Consider the following 24,360-nt stretch of genomic DNA (forward strand, 5'->3'; position numbering starts at 1 on the left):
GGTGCGGCCCTGCGGCCCGGCCAGGCCCAGCCGCAGGCCAGAGAGAGTTCCGCCGCCTACAGCGGAGGCTTCTCCCAGGCACCGGCCCGGCCGCGGGCGGACGGGGGAGCAGGAAGCTACCGGCCACCCGCGGCAGCAATACCGGCCCGCGGCAGTCTGCCGTCAGCCGGGGAGCTGTATGCACCGAGCGGCAGCGCCGATCCCGGTCTTCCGCAGTTTCCGGAGCTGAACTATATCGGACAGCATCACGGCACTTATATTATCGCCCAGAACGACGGCGGGCTCTATCTGATCGACCAGCACGCTGCGCATGAGCGGATTAATTATGAATATTATTACGAGAAATTCGGGCGTCCCGAGGATGCCTCGCAGGAGCTGCTCCTGCCGATTACAATGGAGTTCACACCGTCGGAGAGCCGCCAGCTCAGTGAACGTCTGCACTGGTTCGAGAAGGCCGGTGTGTATCTGGAGCATTTTGGGGGCCAGACGTTCCTGGTCCGCTCCCTGCCTTACTGGTTCCCGGAAGGGGAAGAAAAGGCATTGGTGGAGGAGATGGCCGAATGGGTGCTGAGCGAGCGTTCGATCGACCTGGCGAAGCTGCGCGAGAAATCGTCGATCCTCTGCTCCTGCAAGGCCTCGATCAAGGCTAACCAGAAGCTGACCGAGCCGGAGGTCGATGCACTGCTCTCACGGCTGGCAGCCTGCAAGCAGCCTTATACCTGCCCGCACGGCCGGCCGATCGTCGTATCGTTCTCTGCGTATGATCTGGAGAAGCTGTTCAAGCGGGTCATGTAAGATTAAGAATGAAGTGAGTACCGGAAATGGAGGCAACATGATTATAACGACGGGCTTTGACCCGATACCGGAAATCGTCCAGCGGGCCAAAGCGCTGGCGGAGCATACCGGAACTCAATTTGTACCCCGGGGAAAATTATCTGTAACGCGGCTGGTTGAGCGCTACGGAGATGAGGAAATTCTGGTCATCGTCCAGGAGGCGGTCCGGCTGATTACGCCGGGCACACCCCCGATGGAATTCCATCCGAGCATGGGCTTTGTCCGCGCCAAGCGGATTCTGAAGGGCGAGCCTGATGCGATGCTTGAAGCATCCCGGATGGAGCCCGGTGACAGCGTGCTCGACTGTACGGCCGGACTCGGCAGCGACTCGCTTCTGTTCTCGGTGCTTGGAGGAGCAGACTCAGCTGTTACCGCACTTGAGAGCTCTCTCCCGCTGTACGCGCTGCTCTCGGAAGGCATGAAGCACTATACATCAGGCCAGGTCAAGGTTAATGAAGCGCTTCGCAGAATCCGGGTAGTGCATGGCGAGCATCTGGAGTATCTGCGGGCTCTGCCGGACAAGAGCGTGGATATCGTTTATTTTGACCCGATGTTCCGGGTGCCGCTGACGGATTCATCGGCGATCTCGCCGCTGCGCCAGTTCGCGAACGCAGCAGCCCTTTCAGAGGAGACGGTAGCCGAAGCGCTCCGGGTAGCCCGCAAAACCGTCCTGCTCAAGGAGAAGGCGCTGAGCGGTGAATTTACCCGGCTCGGCTTCACGGAGCTGCTGCGCGGGAGCGCCAAAATATCGTACGGGGTGATTCACATTGACAACTGAGACAAAACCCAAGGTGCTGGTGCTGCTGGGTCCGACGGCCGCCGGCAAAACAAGGCTGAGCCTGGAGCTGGCCGAGGCCTATAATGCCGAGATTATCTCCGGCGATTCCATGCAGGTCTACCGGGGGATGGATATTGGTACTGCGAAGATCAGCGCAGAAGAGATGAAGGGCATTCCCCATCATCTGATCGATATCCATGATCCCGGAGAAGCTTACTCCGCAGCTGAATTCCAGGAACAGGGCAAACGCCTGATCACTGAGATCAGTGGACGGGGCAGACTGCCCTTTATTGTAGGGGGAACAGGGCTGTACATCGAATCACTCTGCTACGGCTTCCGCTTCTCCGAAGCGGTTGCAGACGAAGCCTTCCGCGCTGAACAGGATGCCTATGCTGAGGCTCACGGTGCTGAGGCGCTGCATGCCCGCCTTGCCGCCGTAGACCCGGCCAGCGCCGAGCGGCTGCATCCTAATGACCGCCGCCGGATTATCCGGGCGCTGGAAATTCACCACCAGACTAATACTACCCTGTCCGCTTCCAAAGCGGAGCAGACCCGGGAATCTCCTTACGAGCTGTGTCTGATCGGCCTGACAATGGACCGGAAGGTCCTTTACGGCCGGATCGAGGACCGGATTGACCAGATGCTGGACCAAGGGCTGATTGCAGAGGTGCAGGGAATGCTGGATAAGGGCTATCAGCGCAGCATGGTAGCGATGCAGGGACTCGGATATAAGGAGATTGCCGCTTACCTGGAGGGAGAGCTGACCTATGATGAGGCTGTGACCCTGCTTAAGCGCGATACCCGCCGTTTCGCCAAGCGCCAGCTGTCCTGGTTCCGCCATATGAAGGACATACAGTGGATCGAGGATTTTAATGAGCAGAATTATGCTGATAATCTGGCTAAAGTACGTGAGATTATCTCCCGCACTCTTGGCAGATAAGTTGAACGGCACTTCCTGCTTCAGATATTTTATGCCGGTTTTTAGGGGCCTGAAAGTGTGTGAATACATGCTTCGGGGCCTCTTTTTTTACATAAAAGGAAGCAGTTATAGCCGGTTAAGATTCTTTCTTGTTCGCCGGGGTCAGCCTAGCACTTCTATCTGAAGTTATTAATAGGATGCTAGTGAATCCATAATCGGCAGGAGGCGGACAGAGGATGCAGAACAGGCACACATCCAAACAGAACAAGGGATATCCAAGACATGCGCAACGGCATGTGCATGAATTTGCCGGCAGCACCAAGCTGGCTGAGGAGGGGGCGGACCGGCATAATCACCGTTTTGCCGGATTTACAGGCCAGTCAATATGGATTGGAAGCAGCCATATCCATGAAATTGACTTCAGCAAAACGGATTACGCCGGCCACTTCCACACGCTGCGAAAAATCCGCACAGGACCGGCCATTCCCGTCGGAAACGGTAAGCATGTCCATTTTGTAAGCGGGGAGACCTCTGAAGCAGCCGGCCATGTCCATGCCTTTAATTTTGCGACGCTGATTCAATCCCCGCTGATTTGAGGTAGAAGAATGGAGGGCCTTCAGCACTAACCGGAGTGCAGGGAATTGACGGGAAGGGGGCGGAAGATTTAACATGTATTCTAGAGAGAACGGACGCTGCATGCTGCCGGAGCCGCCCCGGCTGTGTCAACGCTCATGTTATGTACCTTAACTTCACTCTATTTCGCGAATTGCTGTAACCGCAAATTACGTGGTATAATAGCAGGAAAGTTTCTCTTAAGTGTTGAATATACTTCTGAACAATCTAATTGAACCATTGGGGGTACGTCATATGAACAAGTCCATTAACATCCAAGATACGTTCTTGAACCAGCTGCGTAAAGAGAATATCCCTGCTACAGTATATTTGACCAACGGCTTTCAGATCCGGGGAATCATCAAGGCATTTGATAATTTCACGATTGTGATCGACAGTGACGGGCGCCAGCAGATGGTGTACAAGCATGCGATCTCGACCTTCACCCCGCAGCGCAGTGTCTCACTGATGCAGGATAATGGAAGCGACGAGTAACATTTTACAGCCTTAAAGCGAAACTTTTTTGTTTATAAACCGTTTGAATAGAGTGCGCGAGAGCAACCTGCGAAGGTTGTTCTTTTCATTCGTGCCCGCAAATTTGAAGATATTTCCGAAAGGGAGTCAGGAGGCAGCATGTCCAGAGACGAAATATCCAGGACAAACAACAGAAATAGACAGACGGGTTCTGCGAAATCCGCAGGAAAGCCTAAGCCCAAGAAAAAGAAAAAGTTTCTAACCAAGAAGCGTGTGCTGTGGAGTTTATTTTTTGCGATGGCTCTGGCCATTTTTTGCGCGCTTGGCGGCTATATGTTCATTATGCTGAACGGGCAGAAGCTGCTCACCGCGAACCAGGATAAGCTGACGGTCAATCCGCCGACGCAGATTTTTGACCGGAATGCCAATCTGATCGCCGAGCTGTCACTGGAAAAAAGTGATCCGGTAGAATATGAAGATATTCCCGAGGAGCTGATCAACGCCTTCGTGGCCACAGAGGATAAACGCTTCTTCGATCACAAGGGCGTCGATTTCTGGTCTATCGGCCGCGCGGCGGTGAAGGATATTGCAGCACGCAGCATGGTGGAGGGCGGCAGTACCATCACCCAGCAGCTCGCCAAAAATATCTTTTTGACCCGTGACAAGACGTTCTTCCGTAAGGCGACTGAGGTATCCATCGCGGTTGCGCTGGAGAACTCAAAGACCAAAAATGAGATCATTACGATGTATCTTAACCGTATTCCGTTCGGCGGAACGATTTACGGAATTAAGGCAGCTTCCATCCGTTATTTCGGCAAGAGTAACCTGGCCGATCTGGATCTGTGGGAGATGGCTACGCTGGCTGCAATGCCGAAGGGGCCTTCCCGTTACAATCCGCTGCGTAATCCTGAGCTCTCCAAAGAGCGGCGCGCAGTCGTGCTGCAGCTTATGTATGATCAGAACTACATCACCAAGGAAGAGATGGATGAGGCCAAGGTGGTGGATTATAACTATAAGCCGCCCGAAAGCAAACAGCGTTATCAGGCCTTTATTGATTTTGCAATTGATGAGGCTGAGGAACGGTTCGGGCTGACTGAGGATGATTTGAACATCGGCGGATACAAAATCTACACCACCATGGATAAACATGCCCAGCAGACGGTAGAGGATGCTTTTGCTGACAGCGATAATTTTGAAAAAAGCGTTGACGATGAGCTTGTTCAGGGCTCAATGACGATCATCAACCAGGAGAACGGCAGCATTGTTGCCCTGATGGGCGGACGTAATTATGAGAAGAAAGGCTTCAGCCGTGTGAACGACAGCCGCCGTTCCCCGGGCTCGTCCATTAAGCCGGTCGTGGCTTATGCACCGGCTCTGGAATCCGGCAAGTTCACAAGCTCCTCGATGCTGAGTAATGAGAAGCAGTGCTTCGGAACCTATTGCCCGAATAATCTGCACGGGTACTCCTCAACAATCAGCATGAGCACGGCGATTACGAAGTCGGAGAATATTCCGGCAGTCTGGCTGCTGAATGAAATCGGTGTAAATACCGGCTTCCAGTTTGCGAAGAAGCTCGGTATCAACCTCAGTGACGATGACAAGAACCTGGCCCTCGCACTGGGCGGGGTATCGCAAGGCACCAATACGCTGGAGATGGCCCAGGCCTACAGCGCCTTTGCGAACGGCGGTGAGCTGCGCGAGGCGTACTCCATCAAATCAATTGAGAACAGTGACGGCGATACGGTATACCGTGCCAACACAAATCCTGAGCGGGTGATGAGCGAGGATACCGCTTATCAGATGACCGAAATGCTGCAGGAGGTTGTAACAGACGGTACGGGTAAAAAAGCGAAGATCAGCCGTCCGGTAGCCGGCAAGACCGGTACCACACAGAGCGGTTACTCCGGAATCAGCTCGAACCGTGATGTCTGGTTCGTCGGCTATACTCCGGAATGGACAGCAGCGGTCTGGATGGGCTATGACAAGCCAAGCAAGACGCATCTGCTGAAGAACAGCAGTCCGCTGGCGGCGGCATTCTGGGGTAAGGTAATGGAAGAGGCGCTCAAGGGGGTTCCGGCCAAATCCTTCCCGTCACCATCAGGCTCGAATGAACCCGAGCCGACGGCAACTCCGGAGACTGTACAGCCTGTAAACGGATTGTCTGCCGCGTATGATCCGTCCACAATGACCGTTAATCTGAGCTGGGAACCGGCGCAGGTTGAGGGTGTAGAATACCGGATCTACCGGCGCGAGACCTCGGAGGGCGAATTTACGGCGCTCTTGAATACAATGTCTTCCACTGTGGGAGATATCAGCGCCATGCCTGGACTGACGTACGAATACTATGTCACAGCTTATTATCCGGAGTTTGACCAGGAGAGTGAGCCTTCCGATAGGGTTACCGTATCCGTTCAGGACGAGATGCCGACAATGGAGCCGGAACCTACGCTGGATCCGAATCAGCCGACCGATGATCCCTCAGGCGGCGAGAACGGTAACGGCAACGGCGGAGAAAACGGCAATGGCGGCAATGGCGGCAATAACGGCAATGGTAACGGAAACGGCAATGGTAATAACGGAAACGGTAACGGCAACGGCGGTAACGGTAACGGCGGCGGAGTACCGGTGAACACGCCGGAAGCTTTACCGACGCTGCCTCCGGCCACACCTGCGCCAACCGCTCCGCCTGAAGCAGTGCCTGGCGGCGGCAATGCCGGACCGGATAACGGGACGGCTGATCCGGTCGACCCGGCTGCAGGAATGGCAGAAGGAGACGGGAGTGTACAATAGCTTTTTGCAGAAAGCTTTCTGGTTACAATAACGATGCCGGCAGGCGGGCTTCCTTATCTATAAGGAGCCTGCCTGTTTTTGCTGTCAGGGAATATAGGGCTGTTGTCGTATTATGGAAAGTCTTGTTTTGAGTGTGTCTGCTAAATATGTTAAGCTGGATACACCATTATTCGAGAGGGTCATTCATATGAAACGTAAATTCGGAGACCGGGCCAACTGGCGCCGGATTACGCGCCGCCATTTTGCCTGCCGCTATGTGGAGACCCGGGAATTCAGCGGTTACATTACACTTTATACGATCTACGGGCTGAAGGAACCGCTCTGGAAGAGCTATGGCAGGCATACATACCGTATCGCGGACAAGGGATACTCCTGGCTGCAGTATTTTCCCAAAGACAGCCATTATATTGTTACAGCCATGTTTGACGAGCGGCAGAATATCGTACAATGGTATATCGACACCTGCAAGGTCCAGGGGGTTACAGATCAGGGAGTTCCATGGTTTGATGATTTGTATCTGGATGTGGTGGTGCTATGGAACGGGGAAGTGTTTTTGCTGGATGAGGATGAGCTTGAGGAGGCGCGGGAACGCAACGATATTACAGACAGTGATTATAAGCTGGCCTGGACAACAGCCAAAGGAATCCTGCGCAGCATAGACGCACACGCCTTTCCTTATTTTTCCCTTTCTCTGAAGCATCGTGCCGAATTGTTTCATCACGGAGAATTCAGGAGGAAATAGAAATGGAATGGTATTCTTATCAAAAGGGCACGTCACCGATACGCAAAGTATCGCGGAGAAGACGTTCCCGGCTCAAACGCAATCTGCTGATCGCCTGTGTTGCTCTGGCGGCGGCCGGGTTGCTTTGGTGCGCAGTTGTGTTCAATCGTGTGAATGGTGCAGTGACGGCGTCGCCGATGGTACCTGCTGATGCAGGGATTATTCTCGGGATGTCCATGTGGGGGGACGAGCCCAGCCCCGGCCTGAAGGAACGCCTGGATTACGGGCTGGAGCTCTATAAGGAAGGAAAGTTCAGCCGCTTCATCGTTTCTGGAGGACTCGACAATCCGGATTACCAGTACACGGAAGGCCAGGGGATGCGCAATTATCTGGTGGAGCAGGGCGTGCCGGAGGAAGTCATCCTGATGGAAAATGAATCTACCAGCACCTATGAAAACCTGAAGTTCAGCCGGGAGATCATGCAGCGGGAAGGTATGACAACCGCTGTGATTATCACCCATACCTTTCACGGGCAGCGGGCGATCGAGATGGCAGCTGAATTTGGCTACACTTCTCCGCAGCTGGGTGTAACAGAGTCGCAGACGATGTCTATGCTCAAATATAAATCACGGGAGATTCTGGCTTATACCAAATGGAAAATCCAGCAGCTGTTCATGTAACCTCCCGGGGAAGGATAAAGTTCCCGAATCTGCTAATAACGTCCCATTATCCGGAATAGACTTGAGTTAGAGCAAGCCAGCCCCGGATAGAGGTGATCGAATTGGATGATGCAAGACAGATTACAATTAATGAATCCAGAATGAATATTACCTTCAAAAGCAATGAGGAAAGTGCTAAAGTAACCGTGGCTGTTACCGAACACGCGGCTGCACCGGCACCCGGTTATGCGGATTCCATTAAAGAGATTTTTCATGAACTGGACGATATGGTTGGTCTTGAGAGGGTGAAGGAGCTGGTTTATGAAATCTATGCTCTTTTACAGATTGAGAAAGTAAGACAGGAAATGGGTCTGAAGGTTAATCATCATGTGTACCATATGGTATTCAAGGGCAATCCCGGGACCGGCAAGACCACTGTCGCCAGAATTGTCGCCAAGCTGTTCCAGCGGATGGGTGTGCTCAGCAAAGGGCATCTGATTGAAGTGGAGCGTGCGGATCTGGTCGGTGAATATATCGGACATACCGCACAAAAGACCCGGGATCTGGTTAAAAAAGCACTCGGCGGCATCCTGTTCATTGACGAGGCATACAGTCTGGCCCGCGGCGGTGATAAGGATTTCGGCAAGGAAGCGATTGATTGCATGGTAAAAATGATGGAGGATAAGCATAACGACCTCATTATCATTCTGGCCGGCTATCCGGAAGAGATGGATATGCTGCTGGAGGCCAATACCGGCTTGCCGTCCCGGTTCCCGATAAAAATCGAGTTTGATGACTACAGCATCAGTGAACTGGTGCTCATCGCTGCCAAAATGGCAGGGGAACGGGATTATACGCTGATGACCGAGACTATAGCCAGGCTCAAGGAGATCATTCTGGATGAGAAGCTGGATGATACGGTTTTTAGCAATGCCCGGTTTGTCAGGAATGTGATAGAAAGAGCGATCCGGCAGCAGGCAGTCAGGCTGATGAGCAGGCAGACCAAATTGTCCCGGCAAGATCTGATGACGCTGCTGCCCAGGGATATCACGTTTATCGAAGAGAGCATAAGGGCAGACAGTAATATAACCCAGGCAAACAAAAAGATACAGGTAAAAGAAGAAGGAGCATTCTATTAATGTCGCTAACACATGATACACAGACAGATGTACAGGACCGGGCGATTCTCGTCAGTCTCGTCACAGACCAAATTAAACGCACAGGCATTGATCCTGAGCTCTCCCTGCAGGAGCTGGTTCAGCTGGCCGAAACGGCCGGAGTGGAAGTGCTGGATGTACTCCGCCAGAACAAGGAAACCCCTGACTCCAGGTGGTTCATCGGCAAAGGGAAGGTAGAGGAGCTGCGGATGGCGGCAGACGGGCTAGGCGCCAATACGGCGATCTTTGACCAGGAGCTGTCGGGAGCCCAGGTTCGTAACCTGGAGGAAGCGCTCGATATGAAAATTATTGACCGTACGCAGCTGATCCTGGATATATTCGCGGGCAGAGCCAAGACCAGAGAGGGCATCATTCAGGTAGAACTGGCACAGCATTCCTACCTGCTGCCCCGTCTGTCCGGACACGGTAAAAATTTGTCCAGGCTCGGCGGCGGTATCGGCACCAGAGGTCCGGGGGAGAGCAAGCTGGAGACAGACCGCCGCCATATCCGCGGCCGGATTACCGAGCTTAAGCGCCAGCTGGATGAGGTCGTCAAGACGCGCGAGCTGCACCGCGAACGCCGCCGCAAAAGCGGGGCAGTGCAGGTAGCGCTGGTGGGCTACACCAATGCCGGCAAATCGACGCTGCTCAAGCAGCTGACCGATGCCGACGTCTATATTGAGAATCAATTGTTCGCAACGCTGGACCCTACCTCACGTGTGCTCCAGCTGCCGGCGGGCAAAGAGGTTGTGCTGACGGATACCGTCGGGTTCATCCAGAACCTGCCGCATGATCTGGTCGCCTCCTTCCGCGCAACGCTGGAGGAAGTGAATGAGGCTAATCTGGTGCTGCATGTGGTGGATGCTTCCTCCCCGATGCGGGAGGAGCAGATGGAGGTTGTAGACACCATTCTTCAGGAGCTTGGAGCTGCCGGCAAGCCGCGGGTGGTCCTGTTCAACAAATGTGATCTCTGCCAGCCGGAGCAGCTGGAGATGCTGCCGGCCGGACCGGGTTATTTGAAGATCAGCGCTTTTAATGCTGAGGATCTGGCCCGTGTCACTGATCTGATTGCCGATGAGCTGGCCGGAGATACGCTGGTATTCCGCATTCCAGGGGACCGGGGGGATCTGTCCTCGCTGCTGTACCGGGTAGGAGAGGTGCTGGAGACCAATTACGAAGAGAACGATGTGCTGTACAGTGTCCGCCTGAACAAAGAGGATTACGATAAATGGGGCTATAAGCTGGAAGCATTCGTTGTGCAGTAAATAATGTTAGGAGCGAATAAGGGGAAATGGCTGTTTTTGCAGAGGATATCTTACAGGCGGCAGAGGCCGCAGAGCTTGAAATAGAAGGTGCGGTAAAAGCACTGGATAAAATTGTGGATCACAATCAATGGAAGGTGATCGAGGCGTTTCAGCGCCAGAAGGTCAGCGACTTCCATTTTGCCGGTTCTACCGGATACGCCTATAATGACCGGGGCCGCGAGGTGCTGGATCTGGTGTATGCCGAGGTGTTCGGTGCGGAAAGCGCGCTGGTGCGCCCGCACTTTGCTTCGGGGACGCATACTATCTCTACGGCGCTGTTCGGTGTACTGCGGCCTGGAGACGAGCTGCTGTACATAACCGGCCGTCCTTATGACACGCTGCATAAGGTGGTGGGCAAGCCGGGGGACGGAACCGGATCCTTGGCTGACTTCGGGATCACTTATAAGGAGACGGCACTCACATCAGACGGCAAGATTGACTGGGACGAGGTGGAGCTGTCTATCAATGAACGGACGAAGGTAATCGGCATTCAAAGATCACGCGGCTATGACTGGCGTTCTTCCTTTACCGTGGCTGAGATCGGGGAGATGGTGGCCCGGGTAAAAGAGCTGAAGCCGGAAGTGATTGTATTCGTGGACAACTGCTATGGTGAATTTACCGAAAAGCTGGAGCCGCCGCAGGTCGGCGCTGATCTCGTCGCCGGCTCGCTGATCAAAAATCCCGGCGGTGGCATAGCCGAGACCGGCGGCTACATCTGCGGCCGCAGCGATCTCGTAGAGCTGGCAGCCTACCGGCTGACAGCTCCGGGCATCGGCGGCGAAGTCGGTGCGATGCTCGGGACGACACGCGGGCTCTACCAGGGGCTGTTCATGGCCCCTCACACGGTCGGACAGGCCGTTAAGGGCAGTATCTTCGCGGCTGCTGTATTCCAGCGCTGCGGGTTCACGACCAAGCCGGCCTGGGATGAGCCGCGTACGGATCTGATCCAGGCGGTTTCCTTTGACAGTGCCGAGCATCTTATCGCCTTCGTACAGGGTATTCAGCGCGCAGCTGCGGTGGACAGCCATGTTGTTCCTGAGCCTTGGGACATGCCGGGCTATGAGCATCCGGTTATTATGGCAGCCGGTACCTTCATCCAGGGCGGCAGCCTGGAGCTCTCTGCAGATGCGCCGATCCGTGCGCCGTACATCGGCTACATGCAGGGCGGACTGACTTACTCCCACGTGAAATTCGGTGTTCTGATGGCGCTGGAGAGCATGCGGGAGCGGAAGCTTTTGTAGAGTGGAGATTAATTGTATAGTATTTAGTAGCCCTGCTGATGAGCAGGGCTTTTTTTTAGTTTAAAGTTGCTTTTGAAGGAAACGGACTGGCCGTCGTCTAATACAAAGGGAAGTGTACTAGCGGAATGAAGGGGATTTATGCTGATATGTATCGACAAAAATCATAGACGGTCAGCTATCCAAGCTCTGTGCTTTCCCTAAGTAATGATCAATCTCTGCTGTATATCCCGTTTCTTCTAATAACTCACGGAGTAAGCTTTGCTCCGGTGTTTCACCGTTTTCAATCCCGCCGCCGGGCAAAAAGCTTCCCTTGGCAGTAAGAATTGTCGCGATGCACTCATGATCATCAATAATTACCGCGTAGCTGCTTTCTCTGCGCTGATATTCCAGCCCGCTGTCCTTTACGCCAAATGTCAGTATGTTGTCCGTGATTTTCACCTCAAGCCTTTAGTATATTAGGGCTATCATTTCTACATTAATGCAGGGTTATCCTTTAAGTGAGGCTGACTTACTGGGATATTAGCCGGAAAAAGGGGGAACCTATCGCTGAAGGCGCCGGATAGACTCTGGACCTGCTGTGGAATGCTTTAGCTGAAGTGGGCATGGATGTGCAAAGGCTGTTCCGGGGGGCCTGTTTATTCCGGTGAATCCAAGGTTTAAATAGCGGTAACCATATGATAGCGCTTTTTGCTTCCGGATTGCCGGGTGTGATATACTGCGGTAGACTTCATCCTTTTGTAGCTTACATCCAGGTAACCTTCTGTTACGCAGTAATCTACTAATGTTGTAAAGAAAACTTACATACCATTGACACGCCAAATTAAGAAATGTACAATGAGATGAGAAAAAGATCATTGGAAGGTTGGATGAGTCATGGGTGATGAAATCCGCAGAAATATGGCATTATTTCCTATAGGAATTGTAATGAAGTTAACCGATTTATCTGCTAGACAAATTCGTTATTATGAGCAGCACAGCCTGATCGTACCCGCGCGTACCTCCGGCAACCAGCGTTTGTTCTCATTCAATGATGTTGAGCGCCTTCTGGAAATCAAAGCACTGATTGAGAAGGGAGTTAACATTGCCGGCATTAAGCAGGTGATGAATCCGGTCTCGAAGGAATCCGAAGAGGCTACGGTTATTACCCCTGACACAGAGGTTAGACGTAGAGAGTTGTCTGATTCACAGCTTCACCGTTTGCTTAAGCAGGAACTGGTTTCCGGTAAAAGACCGGGACAAGTATCTCTTATTCAAGGCGAGCTATCCCGGTTTTTTAATAAATAAACAACTAATTAGAGGTTGAAAGGGAGAGGGTATCGTGAGTTTTTCTAAAGAGGATATTATCCGCATTTCTAAAGAAGAAAACGTCCGTTTTATTCGTCTGCAGTTCACTGACCTGCTGGGAACGATCAAAAACGTTGAAATTCCCGTGAGCCAGCTTGAAAAAGCACTCGACAATAAAATGATGTTCGACGGATCTTCCATCGAAGGTTATGTACGTATTGAAGAATCCGATATGTACCTGTATCCGGATCTTAGCACCTGGGTTATCTTCCCTTGGGTGACAGACAGCCGGGTTGCACGTCTGATTTGTGATGTGTACATGCCTGACGGAACACCGTTTGCCGGCGATCCGCGCGGTATTCTGAAGCGTTGTCTCCAGGAAGCCGAAGAAATGGGCTATACAGCGATGAACGTTGGACCGGAGCCGGAATTCTTCCTGTTCAGAACGGACGAGAAGGGTAACCCGACACAGGAACTGAATGACCAGGGTGGATATTTCGATTTGGCGCCGATGGATCTTGGGGAGAACTGCCGCCGTGAAATCGTATTGACCCTTGAGGAAATGGGCTTTGAAATTGAAGCCTCCCACCATGAGGTTGCTTCCGGCCAGCACGAAATCGACTTCAAATACGCGGACGCTATCAAAGCCGCTGACCAGATTCAGACCTTCAAGCTCGTCGTGAAGACGGTAGCCCGTCAGCACGGCCTGCATGCTACTTTTATGCCTAAGCCGCTTTTCGGCATGAACGGGTCCGGTATGCACGCACACCAATCCTTGTTCAAAGGCAGCGAGAATATGTTCTACGATGAGAGCGATACACTGGGTCTGAGCAAAACAGCACGCTATTACATGGCAGGTATTCTGAAGCATGCCCGTGCTTTTGCCGCTATCACTAACCCTACGGTTAACTCTTACAAGCGTCTGGTTCCAGGCTACGAAGCGCCTTGCTATGTAGCGTGGTCTGCGAGCAACCGCAGCCCGATGATCCGTATCCCTGCTTCCAGAGGTCTTAGCACACGCATTGAGGTTCGTAATCCGGACCCGGCAGCTAACCCTTACCTGGCACTTGCTGTAATGCTTAAGGCAGGTCTTGACGGAATTAAGCGCCAGCTGGATCTTCCTGCACCAATCGACCGCAACATCTATGTGATGTCTGAGGAAGAGCGGATTGAAGAAGGCATCCCAAGCTTGCCGTCCGATCTGAAGGAAGCCCTGAACGAAATGATCCGCAGCCATGTCATCACCGAAGCCCTCGGCGAACACGCGCTGGCTCACTTCTACGAGCTGAAGGAAATCGAGTGGGATATCTACCGGACCCAGGTTCACGAGTGGGAAAGAGCGCAGTACATGACGCTTTACTAGGATGATTCAACCCCTGACGCCGCTGGCGTTGGGGGTTTTTTTGTATGGCGCGGGTAGTGCTAAGGGGCGCTGATATTAATGTTACCCACAAAATGCCCGCAAAATATTGGAGAGCTATTCGAGGATTGTCTTCATATGTGCTTCAAATTTTTCCATACTGCTTTCTTAAAGAGCAACCCGTACAAAGCGAGGTCTAAAATAAAATAAAAAATCCTTCTATAAGTAGTTCACCCATCATTAATTCCCACATACCTTGAATAAACCACTTGAAGGGGGAAAATCAATGTATCTGCTCTGGGTAATTATTGTCGGAGGATTAATAGGCTGGCTAAGTGGTAATCTAATTGGCCGTGATGTTCCAGGAGGCGTTTTGGGAAATATAATCGCCGGGTTCATTGGCTCTTGGCTGGGTACTGAGCTTCTAGGACCGAGAGGTCCTGTAATCGGTGGATTTCACGTTATTCCGGCCATTGTCGGGTCTATTGTTGCTTTGTTGATTTTCTTTGCCTTAGCCCGTGGTGGTGCCTTCCGCCGGCGTTAACTATTGACAGAGACTATAGTTTTCAAGTGTAGAATATAGCCCCCTATAGTAGACAGAAAAAAGCAAGACGTTTAATTTGTCTACTATGGAGGTTTTTTTTATGGACTTAATGAAAAGAACGTACAATGAGAAGTTCAAGAAAAAGGCAGTTGACCTCTATCTCAAGCGCATGAAGCCGGAATCCAGGGCGTAGAAGTTTCTAATGGTCCACAGGAATTTTTTTCGTGTTACGACTCAACTTCTTCTTCCCACCCTGACGGCAGCTGATCCTCCGACAATTCTTCCAGCGACTCAGACCCTATAATAATCAGCGGAGGCTCCGCAAATGTAATATAAGCCGCTATTATGGAATCGTGATTATTAGCACTTGGATTTTCTCATTATTCTTATAGAAAAAAAGAACCTTTAAATAAAGGTTCCTTAGTACATCTCAGACAGTACTCTTAACATGTGCCTCTAACAACTCAATAACAATCGTTTGCCCCGTGACGCCGAAATTCCTCAAGCAAAGCAATTCAGTCAATGAAGCCTTCATCAAATCACCAATGGTGACGTAGTTGCTGTCATGTAATGAATTAAGAATACGGGAAATGCTTTTTGGGTTCCTGGTCGTTCCCTGCCTTAAGCTGTGAATAGGTTGTGCATATAAGTTGCGGTCAATATTAAAGTAAGACATGAGGGGGAGTGTATCTCTAGCAGACAAGCTCACATGTTGTCTCCCTTCATTCATCTGGTAAATATTATAAATAATTGAGACGGTTTTGCAATAGTTTTTCGCAATCCGGGCGTTGCTCCCGCTTATTTTTATTCTTATCCAGTCGGCTGTGCTTAATATGACTACCTTTGTCATAGGTGTTATGGAGCACCTGGTTAAGGAATCCTATAAGATCGGCTATATGTTCGGCAGTCTGCTGGAAGTAATGATCTAGGGCAGGTTGTTTTTCTCTCAGCACCGTTCACACGCAGAGCTGAATTTTATCTATAACAAGTGAGCCGTCCGGAGTAACATTCCGGCGGTTTTTTGCGTTAAGTTAGAGTACGGTATTTATCCGGATAGATATTATGCCAGCTATGTGGGTAATAAGTGTTAATCAGACGAGGAGGTATAACATGAAAAAATCGATGCTAGCTACAGCAGCAAGTGTTCTTCTCTTGTCAGCCTCAATTCTGGGCGCATGCAGTAATAATGAGGCGGTGAATGAGGCGGAGCCTACAGCATCTGCTCCAGCCGCAACGCCTGTCAGCGAAGCTACAGCCAGTCCTGAGCCTTCTGCCCCGCCTGCAGCAGCGTCTGCCAGTCCGGAGGCGAGCGCACCTGCGTCAGCCGAGCGGCCGCAGACGCAGAGCTTTGGTGAGCAGGAGGGCGGTGTTCCCGGACAGGACGGAACGCTTGAGCACGGTAACGGCTACTCGCTGTATATATTTGACGGCTATACCTTTGATGCGCAGACCGGGCGTCTGTCGCTGACTGCGGACTCCGGCTATTATGCGGAGATTGAACCGCTGCCGGCCGGCTATGACCTTGCTGCCCTGAAGCAGCAGGGACAGACCGAGCTTACCGGTGCTAAAGACTACAGCGGGGAACTGTTTGAGCATCCCCTCCGCTTTGCGGAGCTGTACCTCCAGGTAAGCAACGAAAAGGGTGTGGAGGATTATATGGTGTGGAAGAATGAGGCCGGAGATGCCTACCTGCTGCGGATACACAATCCGGGGGGAGATCCGGCAGAGCAGTCTAGCCCGTGGATGACGGTATCACTGTCCACAATTGAGGCGGAATAACGGCTTCCCGGTAATTGTAAAATAGAGCAGGGCGGCATGGTATGCAGGATTTTTTGTAGTTCCTGTACAGGCAGCCGCTGCAGCATGAAATCCGTAAGAATGAGCCTGTATAAGCGGGCAAGTTCTTACGGATTTTTTTTATATACATAATAATGACAGTGGAGGAATATACTCATGATTGATTAGAGAACACATGTTTGGTTATAATACAAACAAATGTTCTTATTTGTTGGGGGCGATCGGTCATGAGAATGGCTATGGGTCAAATCATAGAAATTGTATATCTGGACAAAGCGGGCAAGATCACTCAGCGGAAGATCGAAGTAATCGCCATCCGTGACGGGCGTATCCGGGCAACCTGTTTGACGGCGGGTGCGCCGCGGGGCTTTCTGCTCTCGAATATTCTGGCATGGCACCCGGTACGGGGGCAGAAATATGCCTAAAGAGCAGATTATTGTGCTGTCGGACTGTCAGTCCTTTTACGCAAGCGTGGAGAAGGCAGCTCATCCTGAATATAAAGATCTGCCGGTGGCAGTGGGTGATCCGGCGCGGATGAACGGAATTGTGCTGGCTGCCTGTCCGCTTGCCAAAGCCCAAGGGGTTACTACTGCCTCCCGTGTAGGCGAAGCAATGACCAAATGCCCGGGACTCGTCGTGATCCGGCCGCGGATGCGGACGTATATCACGGTGTCCCTGCTGATCTCACAGATCTACGAGAGGTATACAGATATGGTTGAGCCGTTCAGCATTGATGAGCAGTTTCTGGATGTGACGGGCTCACTGAAATTTTTTGGCGGGGAATTGCAGAAGGTCATTTCTGCGATACAGCAGCATGTGATGTTATCCACCGGCGTCTGGACCCGGATGGGTGTCGGGCCGACCAAGATTCTGGCCAAAATGGCCAACAACCTGGCCAAGAAGCAGACGGGCGGTGTTTTCCGGCTCGGATACGACAACCTGGATGAGGCGCTCTGGCCGCTTCCTGTCCATGACATGTTTATGGTGGGCGGACGGATGACCAAGAACTTTTTCCGGATGGGTATAACCACGATCGGTGATGTTGCCCGGATGGAGCTGGGGGAGTTCAAGCGGAGAATGCGGATGACGATGGGCAAGCAGAGTGATATCCAGGCGGAATATTACTGGCAGACGGCCCGCGGCATCGATCCCAGTCCTGTCGTTACGGGAATCCGGCACCAGATCAAATCAGTGGGCCACGGTAAAGCGCTGCGCTGGAATCTGTATACTAGGCTGGCGGACATCGAGGTGGTGCTGCTGGAGCTTGTGATCGAGGTATGCCAGCGGGCGCGCCGGTACCGTTATATGGGCTCGGTTGTTTCCATTGCGGTGTCCGAGACGGACGGCAACACTTCCCATTCCTACAGCCGGCAGATGACGCTCCCCGAGCCCTCATTTCTGACACATGAGGTGGCAGCGGCAGCCTACCGTTTGTTTGTGGATCACTGGACCGGGATGCCGCTGAGCCGGCTGGCTATATCCGTCTCTCAGCTGACCGATGACAGCGTGATGCAGCTGACCTTATTCGATGACCGGGTCCGTACCTACAACAAAGAGCAGGCCATTGACCAGATCAAAACCAGATACGGCAGCCGGGCGCTCATTCGTGCCTCCTCTTTGCTTGAATCCGGGGTTGCTCTGGAGCGTGCCGAACAGATTGGGGGCCATTATAAATGAGCAAGCTAGACGGGAACGAGAGATGGAAGACCAAAATGCTGATGAGCGAGCATGTGGACCAGTATGAGCAGCAGGAAAAGGGAGAGAAGGAAACTGACAGCAGAACGATGCTCACAAATGCTGAACGCACGATGGTCCGGGATCTGATTCTGCTGCCTTACATAGATACAATGGTGAGCAAGAGCATTGAGGAGATCGAACGGTCGGGCAATATGCTTATCAAGATGTACTTAATGGCCGGACGTTATATCCAGAACCGGGTGATGCAGGACACCTACCGGCTGCAAAAGGAGCTCAGACAGCGGAACATCAGGGTGCTGGCCGATGAGCAGGAGGACTTTTTGATGTATTATAAAATCTATTTCCGCGGCTACCAGGAGCGGTTCGGGCTTACGCGCGACATTATGCGGACAGAGATCAGCCTGAAGCTTACGCGCTACACGGCTGAGCTTGGAGCGGTGCTTAAGGAGCACTTGAAATAAAGCAATCTGTCGGCGGCGAGGCGGCAGCTTATCCCCTTAATTTGAAAGAAATTAGCAGATAAGGTATACATTAAGCCGGAGATAGGTTATGGTTAAACTAACTTATTCGTGTGATTCTTATCCAAGGGACCTTTCACTGCGCGAGCGATAGAAAGGTTCCTCTTGCATATTGTAGGTTGGAAGGGAGTGTTAAATGCAATATGACAACACAATAATAGATCGTTACCAGGTGATTGAAGATAGGGTTATCCGATTTATTACGGATCATTCAGGTGTTGAGTATATGAAAGATTCAGAGCAGATTGTGGAGGGCGGAGTCTTTGCCTGGGCGAAATTAAGGTCCGTAGACAGAGAAATACAGACGCAGCTGAGGCTTGATTATGTCAAGGTCCTGGAACTCGCAAGACAACGCATAGAGCAAGCCGGGAGTGAGCATCTGATTGATTTTGACCGGAGCAGTGAAACCATACTCCATTATATCAGGCAAGATTCCATACTGTGGATTCCGTCACTTGAAGCGGCCGCGGAGGCAGCCAGGACTGAACTTGCGCTACAGAAATTTCTTCTTACTCAAACTTAAATATATAAGGTTTAGTGTAACCTGCCAGGAGAATAATTCTGGCGGGTTTTTGCTGTTATTTTTACCGGAGGAATGAGACAGAGCCGGCCATTGTATAATTGTGTAAAAAGTATTTGACCATTCTTACACCGGGTGTTAAGCTAGGCAGACAGTAAGGCATTTCGCAGAGAGCTGCGGAATGTCTTACTGTTCATTTAGGGCTATTTTACATTAAATGTTAGTGGAGGGGTGATGCGCCATGTGCATTTCGCTGCTATCTAATTCATGTGTACCAATATAATAGCAAGTACGAGAACAACGAAAAAGGAGAATACCATGATACAGGTAAAAGAGTTTGTGGACGGGGATAATTTTTATGCGGAGAACAAAGCGAATGAATTCCTCAAAGGCTTGGCGGAAGAACAGGTAGTGAATATCTGCTACGGCTCGGTCGTTAAATCTTCACGTGACGGGGCTGAGCATCAGCGCAGTACAATATTGGTGGTATATAAGACAGATGAAAAATAATTTTTGGGACCGGATGTTTACCTGGCTGTCCTTTGCTTCGACGTTAATGATTGTAATTTTGGTGGTTTTTTACACCTGGGGCTAGGAAATAAAGAGTAGAAAAAGCATGATCAGCAGGCTATCGCTAACAGGGAGCTTGCGGTTATGCTTTTTCTTTTGCAGGCTAAGGGAATTATCACATACATACATTACCAGTTGTGTTATATTTAAAAAGTATTTGTTTATGCTGGCCATAAGGTAGATGAATTTGTCTGCAAGGAGGAAGCGGATGAACACGACTTATAAGGTACTGCTATGTGATGCGGATTTATTTGCTGCAGCGCTTGCTGAGGCGGATATATATGTATTGCAGTTGCAGGAGGGGAAGCCGCCGGTCTTTGCGGATTGTGCCGGTCCGCTGCAAAGATGGACACCCGAATACATAGAGCTGGGCGGCATGACCTACAGGCGTAAGGATTTTGAGTTCCGTGTGCGTATACCCGAAAAATAACAGCTGCCAGTTCACACAGGCAGGAAGAGCCATTGCAGCATCTCTTATACTATAAAACAGTAAAAGAGGTGTTAATATGGCAGAAAGAGAACGCTTAAGAATCCGCAGAGCGATCCGTGTCCTGCTGGCACAGCGGTCTATCCTTCTGGAGCGGCTTGAAGAAATTAACGAGAATCTGCGCAGATTGCCTAATCCCAGCCGGGCCAGACGTGAATTGCTGGCAGCAAGGGTGTCGATCCGGGAAGCCCTGCGCTTGAACCGAATCGCCATCAGACTTTTGCGCAGCGTGCTGTAGAACATCGCGAATATAGAAGAATAAGGGGCATCCCGCAAGCCGTAATATGGCTGCTCGGGATGCCCCTTGCTGTGTGGAAAATGCAGTTACTGCCTGATAGTGACCCTTGTTCCGATGGAAACAAGGCGGGATAGGGCGAGTACGTCTTCGTTATACATCCGGATACAGCCGTGTGAGACCATGTGGCCGATTGAGGCAGGGTCATTCGTGCCGTGGATACCATAATGCGGTTTGGACAATCCCATCCAAAAAGCACCGAACGGCCCGCCGGGATTAGGCTGCTTGTTAATAATGGTATACTCGCCTTCAGGTGAAGCAGTCAGCATCGTGCCAATCCCTACAGGGAACCCCCGCGTCACAATATCATTATCCAAGAGATACAGCATACGCTGCGACAGATCAACAACAATCCGGTAATTGGGCATAGTTATCAGCACTCCTTCTCATATCAGAATATGTGCGGAGTACGGATGCGGTTACCAGTGACGGATGGGGGGCGGCGTATCGGGGGCGGACAAGCTGTTAATCTAAATGATGAGGCAGGAAAAAGGCTGCTCCGCAATTATGCAGAGCAGCCTCAGGTGGTAAGAATTAGTGAATATCGCGGAAAAGTCCGATGACTCTGCCTAAAATGGTAACGCGGTTCAAGCGGAGCGGTTCATAAGCCGGATTCTCCGGCTGCAGGCGGATATGGTCACGTTCTTTATAGAAGGTCTTAACAGTAGCTTCATCTTCTTCAGTCATCGCTACAACGATATCCCCGTTGTCTGCCGTCTGCTGCTGGCGGACAATAACGTAGTCGCCGTCCATAATTCCGGCTTCCACCATGCTGTCTCCTAATACGGAGAGCATAAACACCTTGTTGTCACCGACATAATGGGTAGGCAGCGGGAAATAATCTTCAATATTCTCGGTAGCGGTAATCGGCACCCCGGCGGTGACTTTACCTACAACAGGAATGCGGGTAACCGTCTGTACGAACTGATGTACATTCTCTGAATCTTCCTGTCCAAGCAGCTCTATTGCGCGAGGCTTCGTAGGGTCACGGCGGATCAGGCCCTTCTTCTCGAGACGGTCCAGATGACCATGTACGGTTGAGCTGGAGGCAAGGCCCACGGCTTCCCCGATTTCACGGACGGACGGAGGATAACCCTTGCTGCGGACTTCGTTACGTATGAATTCCAGGATCGCCAGCTGACGACTCGAAATCTTTGACATTGGAATCAACCCCATATAGTATGTTTGGGAAAATTATAACATAGAACTTCCGTTCGTACAAACATAAGTTCTAACTATTTTTTAATAGCATCTGGATGCAACTGGCAGGGAGGCATAATAGATCCAAAATAAAAAGGGGAACAATTGTTCGAAAAAATCTATTGATCAAAACACACGTTCGTGTTATAGTAATCTCAAATTTAAGAACAAGTGTTTGGAGGTCGATGAAATTGTTAAAATACAGTACTTACCGCAGCATCTATGATGAGACACATGAGGTTCAGACTGCCGATGCCTCTGTTTTAGAATATGTAACCCGCTTGAAGAATACATCAGCATCCCTATACAGAACGCTGATGAACCTGTTCAACGGAGGCCAGCTGTTGAAGCTTGCCCTGATCCTGATGCTGGTGATTTCCGGCTTTACAGTGGTAGGCAATGTGTTTGCAGGGTCAGTATCCCCGATAACACCGGCTGAACGTGTAGTCGTAGAACGCGGAGATTCACTGTGGAGCATTGCGCTTGAACATAAACCGTCAGAGATGAGGACGGTTGTATATATAGAAGGAATTAAGAAGGCAAGCGGGCTTTCGGGGAGCTCAATACAGGCCGGAGATGTGCTTACGCTGCCTGTATACTAATGGTTAGAGAGATTATAGTTACGACAGGAAGAGCTTTCAGGGAGGAGACCTTGACAAGCTCTTTTTCTCATGGCAAAGTTAGAATGAATTTAAAGGGAGGGGAACACATTGAATATTGACGAATTGGTCGCACGCATCAATGAACTGGCACGCAAGCAGAAGAGCAGCGGCCTGAGTGAAGAGGAACTGGCAGAACGCGCCGAGCTCCGCGAGATTTATCTTGGCAACATCCGCAAGAACTTCCGTGCACAGCTGGATACGATTGAGATCGTGGACAACGATGATCAGGGCAACAAAGGGCTTACACATTAGTCCTGTGTCTTTGTCATAGATATTTTAGGATGACTAGGGGGAACTCACATGGCCCGTTCTTGGGAAAGAATGGTTCAACGCAACTCAAAGCAAGTTAATATGCAACGAAAGAAGCAAGGCAAGGAAACGATTTATGCTTCAAAATCATCGTCAGCTGCAGGAAGCAGCGATATTTTCAAAGGACGCAACATTGTATTCCCAATCGTTCTGCTGCTGCTAGGTGTTATGTTCTGGGTAGTGGGTTCCATTGACGAAGCGAGAGGCCAGGGGATATTGGCTAACTGGCTGGGCGTTGTCCTCTACTTCTTACTGGCAGCCCTGATCTTCTTCCGCCGTCCTTATCTCAAGGTTGAGCGGGCCAGAGTTTCCACTATAAAATTTAATCGTGAGCGCTGGCTGCAGGCGGCAGAGCTTGAGAAGATTATTCTGTCCCGCAGCATGGTTTCCCTCAAATATAAAGGCAAGCGCAAGCAGTGGGTATTCTCCAGATTCCTGAACCGTTATGATACAGCGGCTATGGGAGCAAGGCTGGAGCAGTTCGCCAAAGCGAATAATATCGAAGTAGTGCACGAATAGAAAGATAAGATAGACCAGCATGGGGAGAGGGAGCGATATAATGCCGATTACCGCCGTATTGTTTGATCTTGATGATACACTGCTCTGGGATGAGCGGAGTGTTGAGGAAGCCTTCCGTGCCGCCTGCGAAGCAGCGGGCGAGACAGTGGACCCTCAGGAGCTGGAAGCTGCGGTCCGCAGGGAAGCCAGAGGCCTCTATGAATCGTATGAGACGTTTCCGTTCACGAAGATGATCGGGATTAATCCGTTCGAAGCGCTATGGGCAAACTTTACTGCCGGAGAACAGCAGGAATTCCGCCAGCTGGAGCAGCTTGCCCCGGGATACCGCAAGGAATCCTGGCGCCGCGGCCTGGCATCCCTCGGTATACATGATGAGGCGCTGGCTGAACGGCTGGCGGCCAAATTCGGTGAGGAGCGCCGCAGCCGTCCTTATATGTATGAAGAAACACTGCAGGTGCTGGATGAGCTGCGCGGCAAGGTGAAGCTGCTGCTGCTCACCAACGGCTGCCCGGCCCTGCAGCAGGAGAAGCTGGACGGCGTGCCTGAGCTTATTCCTTATTTCGATCATGTAGTCATCTCAGGCAGCTTCGGCAAGGGTAAGCCGGATAAGGCGATTTTCGGGCATGCGCTTGAATTGCTGGATATTGCTCCTGAACAGGGAATTATGGTAGGCGACAAGCTTACAACGGATATTCTTGGCGGCTTGTCTGCGGGTCTGACGACCGTCTGGATCAACCGGACAGATAAAGCGCCTGATCCTGAGATTCAGCCGGATTACAGAATCGGACATCTCTCTGAGCTGCTTCCGCTGGTACAATCACTATAGAATCTTTCCGGGCCGGTCTCCTGCATAGGAGGCCGGCTTTTTTATTGTATAGGAAATTATACAATGCAAAAAAATGTGGATAACTCCGATGAAAAATAAAGGAGGGGTGGACGTGAAGAATCAGGAGACATGGAAGAAACGACCTGATACCAACCCCCACATTGTATTCGATTTTTCGCATACATTTGGCCAGTTTACCCTTATGGTGGCAGAATGTATTCGTTTTTTCGTATACAATGTGCCACCCTATGGTGGCTAAATTGGCTATTTTTTTTCGCATAC

The 24,360-nt window shown here is 51.2% G+C and carries 30 protein-coding genes; 26 read left to right on the forward strand and 4 right to left on the reverse strand.

Features of this window, described 5'->3' with window-relative positions:
- From BN3772_RS29780 to BN3772_RS29830, 11 genes are all read left to right on the forward strand, one after another.
- Positions 1–795, forward strand: a 795-nt coding sequence (locus BN3772_RS29780) for a DNA mismatch repair protein MutL (protein WP_042204358.1), incomplete at its 5' end; no start/stop codon positions are given.
- Positions 796–832: 37 nt separating this feature from the next.
- Positions 833–1,612, forward strand: coding sequence for a class I SAM-dependent methyltransferase (locus BN3772_RS29785; RefSeq protein WP_042204360.1), 780 nt, complete (start codon positions 833–835; stop codon positions 1,610–1,612).
- Positions 1,602–2,552 (forward strand): tRNA (adenosine(37)-N6)-dimethylallyltransferase MiaA, encoded by a 951-nt coding sequence (gene miaA, locus BN3772_RS29790; RefSeq protein ID WP_042204361.1) that lies wholly within the window; start codon positions 1,602–1,604, stop codon positions 2,550–2,552. Before BN3772_RS29785 ends, miaA begins: the two co-directional genes overlap by 11 nt.
- Positions 2,553–2,767: 215 nt before the next feature.
- Positions 2,768–3,127 (forward strand): YmaF family protein, encoded by a 360-nt coding sequence (locus BN3772_RS29795; RefSeq protein WP_042204364.1) that lies wholly within the window; start codon positions 2,768–2,770, stop codon positions 3,125–3,127.
- Between the two features lie 271 nt (positions 3,128–3,398).
- Positions 3,399–3,638: an RNA chaperone Hfq gene (hfq, locus tag BN3772_RS29800; protein WP_039873818.1), complete on the forward strand. Its 240-nt coding sequence runs from the start codon at positions 3,399–3,401 to the stop codon at positions 3,636–3,638.
- A 138-nt stretch (positions 3,639–3,776) separates the two neighbouring features.
- Positions 3,777–6,407 (forward strand): transglycosylase domain-containing protein, encoded by a 2,631-nt coding sequence (locus BN3772_RS29805; protein ID WP_042204366.1) that lies wholly within the window; start codon positions 3,777–3,779, stop codon positions 6,405–6,407.
- A gap of 187 nt (positions 6,408–6,594) precedes the next feature.
- Positions 6,595–7,149 (forward strand): ribonuclease FAU-1 family protein, encoded by a 555-nt coding sequence (locus BN3772_RS29810; RefSeq protein WP_039873814.1) that lies wholly within the window; start codon positions 6,595–6,597, stop codon positions 7,147–7,149.
- A 2-nt stretch (positions 7,150–7,151) separates the two neighbouring features.
- The gene (locus BN3772_RS29815; RefSeq protein ID WP_042204368.1) at positions 7,152–7,808 is read left to right on the forward strand and encodes a YdcF family protein; all 657 of its coding nucleotides are present in this window, start codon (positions 7,152–7,154) and stop codon (positions 7,806–7,808) included.
- Positions 7,809–7,948: 140 nt separating this feature from the next.
- Entirely contained in the window at positions 7,949–8,926 is a 978-nt protein-coding gene (locus BN3772_RS29820) for an AAA family ATPase (protein WP_086074829.1), read from the forward strand.
- Entirely contained in the window at positions 8,926–10,209 is a 1,284-nt protein-coding gene (gene hflX / locus BN3772_RS29825) for a GTPase HflX (RefSeq protein ID WP_042177330.1), read from the forward strand. Before BN3772_RS29820 ends, hflX begins: the two co-directional genes overlap by 1 nt.
- Positions 10,210–10,235: 26 nt before the next feature.
- Positions 10,236–11,489: a methionine gamma-lyase family protein gene (locus BN3772_RS29830; RefSeq protein ID WP_042204371.1), complete on the forward strand. Its 1,254-nt coding sequence runs from the start codon at positions 10,236–10,238 to the stop codon at positions 11,487–11,489.
- A 171-nt stretch (positions 11,490–11,660) separates the two neighbouring features.
- Here the strand turns inward: BN3772_RS29830 and BN3772_RS29835 are convergent, their stop codons facing one another.
- A complete protein-coding gene (locus BN3772_RS29835) occupies positions 11,661–11,927 on the reverse strand; it encodes an NUDIX domain-containing protein (protein WP_052380755.1) in 267 nt (88 codons plus the stop codon).
- Positions 11,928–12,362: 435 nt separating this feature from the next.
- Between BN3772_RS29835 and BN3772_RS29840 the strand changes: the two genes are divergently transcribed.
- From BN3772_RS29840 to BN3772_RS29850, 3 genes are all read left to right on the forward strand, one after another.
- The gene (locus tag BN3772_RS29840) at positions 12,363–12,773 is read left to right on the forward strand and encodes a MerR family transcriptional regulator (RefSeq protein ID WP_019910684.1); all 411 of its coding nucleotides are present in this window, start codon (positions 12,363–12,365) and stop codon (positions 12,771–12,773) included.
- Positions 12,774–12,807: 34 nt separating this feature from the next.
- Complete coding sequence (gene glnA / locus BN3772_RS29845) at positions 12,808–14,136, forward strand: type I glutamate--ammonia ligase (protein ID WP_042177328.1); 1,329 nt, start codon at positions 12,808–12,810, stop codon at positions 14,134–14,136.
- Between the two features lie 283 nt (positions 14,137–14,419).
- The gene (locus BN3772_RS29850) at positions 14,420–14,677 is read left to right on the forward strand and encodes a GlsB/YeaQ/YmgE family stress response membrane protein (RefSeq protein WP_042204374.1); all 258 of its coding nucleotides are present in this window, start codon (positions 14,420–14,422) and stop codon (positions 14,675–14,677) included.
- 430 nt (positions 14,678–15,107) lie between these two features.
- Here BN3772_RS29850 and BN3772_RS31765 read toward each other — a convergent pair whose 3' ends face one another.
- Entirely contained in the window at positions 15,108–15,527 is a 420-nt protein-coding gene (locus tag BN3772_RS31765; RefSeq protein ID WP_157643677.1) for a DNA-directed RNA polymerase subunit alpha C-terminal domain-containing protein, read from the reverse strand.
- A gap of 260 nt (positions 15,528–15,787) precedes the next feature.
- On the opposite strand from BN3772_RS31765, the gene BN3772_RS29855 reads away from it, so the two are divergent.
- The 8 genes from BN3772_RS29855 to BN3772_RS29895 all read left to right on the forward strand — a co-directional run bounded on the left by BN3772_RS29855 (position 15,788) and on the right by BN3772_RS29895 (position 20,505).
- On the forward strand, positions 15,788–16,456 hold the full coding sequence (locus BN3772_RS29855) for a hypothetical protein (RefSeq protein ID WP_042204376.1): 669 nt from the start codon (positions 15,788–15,790) through the stop codon (positions 16,454–16,456).
- Between the two features lie 245 nt (positions 16,457–16,701).
- Positions 16,702–16,899, forward strand: coding sequence for a hypothetical protein (locus BN3772_RS29860; RefSeq protein WP_042204379.1), 198 nt, complete (start codon positions 16,702–16,704; stop codon positions 16,897–16,899).
- Complete coding sequence (locus BN3772_RS29865; protein ID WP_042204382.1) at positions 16,892–18,151, forward strand: DNA polymerase IV; 1,260 nt, start codon at positions 16,892–16,894, stop codon at positions 18,149–18,151. Before BN3772_RS29860 ends, BN3772_RS29865 begins: the two co-directional genes overlap by 8 nt.
- The gene (locus BN3772_RS29870; protein WP_042204384.1) at positions 18,148–18,633 is read left to right on the forward strand and encodes a YhjD family protein; all 486 of its coding nucleotides are present in this window, start codon (positions 18,148–18,150) and stop codon (positions 18,631–18,633) included. Before BN3772_RS29865 ends, BN3772_RS29870 begins: the two co-directional genes overlap by 4 nt.
- A gap of 193 nt (positions 18,634–18,826) precedes the next feature.
- Positions 18,827–19,213 carry a hypothetical protein gene (locus BN3772_RS29875; RefSeq protein WP_042204385.1) on the forward strand — a complete coding sequence of 129 codons (387 nt, stop codon included), beginning with the start codon at positions 18,827–18,829 and terminating at the stop codon, positions 19,211–19,213.
- A gap of 315 nt (positions 19,214–19,528) precedes the next feature.
- Entirely contained in the window at positions 19,529–19,720 is a 192-nt protein-coding gene (locus tag BN3772_RS29880; RefSeq protein ID WP_042177319.1) for a sporulation protein Cse60, read from the forward strand.
- A gap of 268 nt (positions 19,721–19,988) precedes the next feature.
- On the forward strand, positions 19,989–20,210 hold the full coding sequence (locus BN3772_RS29890) for a hypothetical protein (RefSeq protein ID WP_042204388.1): 222 nt from the start codon (positions 19,989–19,991) through the stop codon (positions 20,208–20,210).
- 76 nt (positions 20,211–20,286) lie between these two features.
- Positions 20,287–20,505: a hypothetical protein gene (locus tag BN3772_RS29895; RefSeq protein ID WP_042177317.1), complete on the forward strand. Its 219-nt coding sequence runs from the start codon at positions 20,287–20,289 to the stop codon at positions 20,503–20,505.
- 86 nt (positions 20,506–20,591) lie between these two features.
- On the opposite strand, the gene BN3772_RS29900 is transcribed toward BN3772_RS29895, so the two are convergent.
- Together BN3772_RS29900 and lexA are read right to left on the reverse strand one after the other, a co-directional pair.
- Positions 20,592–20,930, reverse strand: a complete 339-nt coding sequence (locus tag BN3772_RS29900; RefSeq protein WP_042204390.1) for a L,D-transpeptidase — start codon at positions 20,928–20,930, stop codon at positions 20,592–20,594.
- A 166-nt stretch (positions 20,931–21,096) separates the two neighbouring features.
- Positions 21,097–21,723 (reverse strand): transcriptional repressor LexA, encoded by a 627-nt coding sequence (lexA, locus tag BN3772_RS29905; protein WP_039873792.1) that lies wholly within the window; start codon positions 21,721–21,723, stop codon positions 21,097–21,099.
- A gap of 224 nt (positions 21,724–21,947) precedes the next feature.
- Here lexA and BN3772_RS29910 point away from each other — a divergent pair, with 224 nt between their 5' ends.
- The 4 genes from BN3772_RS29910 to BN3772_RS29925 all read left to right on the forward strand — a co-directional run bounded on the left by BN3772_RS29910 (position 21,948) and on the right by BN3772_RS29925 (position 24,078).
- A complete protein-coding gene (locus tag BN3772_RS29910; protein ID WP_244444876.1) occupies positions 21,948–22,364 on the forward strand; it encodes a LysM peptidoglycan-binding domain-containing protein in 417 nt (138 codons plus the stop codon).
- Positions 22,365–22,472: 108 nt separating this feature from the next.
- Complete coding sequence (locus BN3772_RS29915) at positions 22,473–22,676, forward strand: DUF896 domain-containing protein (protein ID WP_042177314.1); 204 nt, start codon at positions 22,473–22,475, stop codon at positions 22,674–22,676.
- A 48-nt stretch (positions 22,677–22,724) separates the two neighbouring features.
- Entirely contained in the window at positions 22,725–23,252 is a 528-nt protein-coding gene (locus tag BN3772_RS29920; RefSeq protein WP_042204394.1) for a hypothetical protein, read from the forward strand.
- Between the two features lie 40 nt (positions 23,253–23,292).
- Positions 23,293–24,078: an HAD family hydrolase gene (locus tag BN3772_RS29925; RefSeq protein ID WP_042204395.1), complete on the forward strand. Its 786-nt coding sequence runs from the start codon at positions 23,293–23,295 to the stop codon at positions 24,076–24,078.
- The last annotated feature ends 282 nt before the right edge of the window (positions 24,079–24,360 follow it).

The sequence above is a fragment of the Paenibacillus camerounensis genome, assembly GCF_000723885.1.
Classification (GTDB): Bacteria; Bacillota; Bacilli; order Paenibacillales; family Paenibacillaceae; genus Paenibacillus_AQ; species Paenibacillus_AQ camerounensis.

Bases quoted from the DNA above. Each gene is read 5' to 3' on its own strand.
- BN3772_RS29865 (WP_042204382.1), top strand. From the start codon at position 16,892: ATGCCTAAAGAGCAGATTATTGTGCTGTCGGACTGTCAGTCCTTTTAC.
- BN3772_RS29820 (WP_086074829.1), top strand. From the start codon at position 7,949: ATGAATATTACCTTCAAAAGCAATGAGGAAAGTGCTAAAGTAACCGTG.
- hfq (WP_039873818.1), top strand. From the start codon at position 3,399: ATGAACAAGTCCATTAACATCCAAGATACGTTCTTGAACCAGCTGCGT.
- BN3772_RS29925 (WP_042204395.1), top strand. From the start codon at position 23,293: ATGCCGATTACCGCCGTATTGTTTGATCTTGATGATACACTGCTCTGG.
- BN3772_RS29850 (WP_042204374.1), top strand. From the start codon at position 14,420: ATGTATCTGCTCTGGGTAATTATTGTCGGAGGATTAATAGGCTGGCTA.
- BN3772_RS29920 (WP_042204394.1), top strand. From the start codon at position 22,725: ATGGCCCGTTCTTGGGAAAGAATGGTTCAACGCAACTCAAAGCAAGTT.
- BN3772_RS29900 (WP_042204390.1), bottom strand. From the start codon at position 20,930: ATGCCCAATTACCGGATTGTTGTTGATCTGTCGCAGCGTATGCTGTAT.
- BN3772_RS29890 (WP_042204388.1), top strand. From the start codon at position 19,989: ATGAACACGACTTATAAGGTACTGCTATGTGATGCGGATTTATTTGCT.
- BN3772_RS29795 (WP_042204364.1), top strand. From the start codon at position 2,768: ATGCAGAACAGGCACACATCCAAACAGAACAAGGGATATCCAAGACAT.
- BN3772_RS29855 (WP_042204376.1), top strand. From the start codon at position 15,788: ATGAAAAAATCGATGCTAGCTACAGCAGCAAGTGTTCTTCTCTTGTCA.
- hflX (WP_042177330.1), top strand. From the start codon at position 8,926: ATGTCGCTAACACATGATACACAGACAGATGTACAGGACCGGGCGATT.
- BN3772_RS29910 (WP_244444876.1), top strand. From the start codon at position 21,948: ATGAAATTGTTAAAATACAGTACTTACCGCAGCATCTATGATGAGACA.
- BN3772_RS29860 (WP_042204379.1), top strand. From the start codon at position 16,702: ATGAGAATGGCTATGGGTCAAATCATAGAAATTGTATATCTGGACAAA.
- BN3772_RS29785 (WP_042204360.1), top strand. From the start codon at position 833: ATGATTATAACGACGGGCTTTGACCCGATACCGGAAATCGTCCAGCGG.
- BN3772_RS29830 (WP_042204371.1), top strand. From the start codon at position 10,236: ATGGCTGTTTTTGCAGAGGATATCTTACAGGCGGCAGAGGCCGCAGAG.
- BN3772_RS29815 (WP_042204368.1), top strand. From the start codon at position 7,152: ATGGAATGGTATTCTTATCAAAAGGGCACGTCACCGATACGCAAAGTA.
- BN3772_RS29840 (WP_019910684.1), top strand. From the start codon at position 12,363: ATGGGTGATGAAATCCGCAGAAATATGGCATTATTTCCTATAGGAATT.
- BN3772_RS29810 (WP_039873814.1), top strand. From the start codon at position 6,595: ATGAAACGTAAATTCGGAGACCGGGCCAACTGGCGCCGGATTACGCGC.
- lexA (WP_039873792.1), bottom strand. From the start codon at position 21,723: ATGTCAAAGATTTCGAGTCGTCAGCTGGCGATCCTGGAATTCATACGT.
- BN3772_RS29880 (WP_042177319.1), top strand. From the start codon at position 19,529: ATGATACAGGTAAAAGAGTTTGTGGACGGGGATAATTTTTATGCGGAG.
- BN3772_RS31765 (WP_157643677.1), bottom strand. From the start codon at position 15,527: ATGACAAAGGTAGTCATATTAAGCACAGCCGACTGGATAAGAATAAAA.
- BN3772_RS29870 (WP_042204384.1), top strand. From the start codon at position 18,148: ATGAGCAAGCTAGACGGGAACGAGAGATGGAAGACCAAAATGCTGATG.
- BN3772_RS29805 (WP_042204366.1), top strand. From the start codon at position 3,777: ATGTCCAGAGACGAAATATCCAGGACAAACAACAGAAATAGACAGACG.
- BN3772_RS29895 (WP_042177317.1), top strand. From the start codon at position 20,287: ATGGCAGAAAGAGAACGCTTAAGAATCCGCAGAGCGATCCGTGTCCTG.
- BN3772_RS29875 (WP_042204385.1), top strand. From the start codon at position 18,827: ATGCAATATGACAACACAATAATAGATCGTTACCAGGTGATTGAAGAT.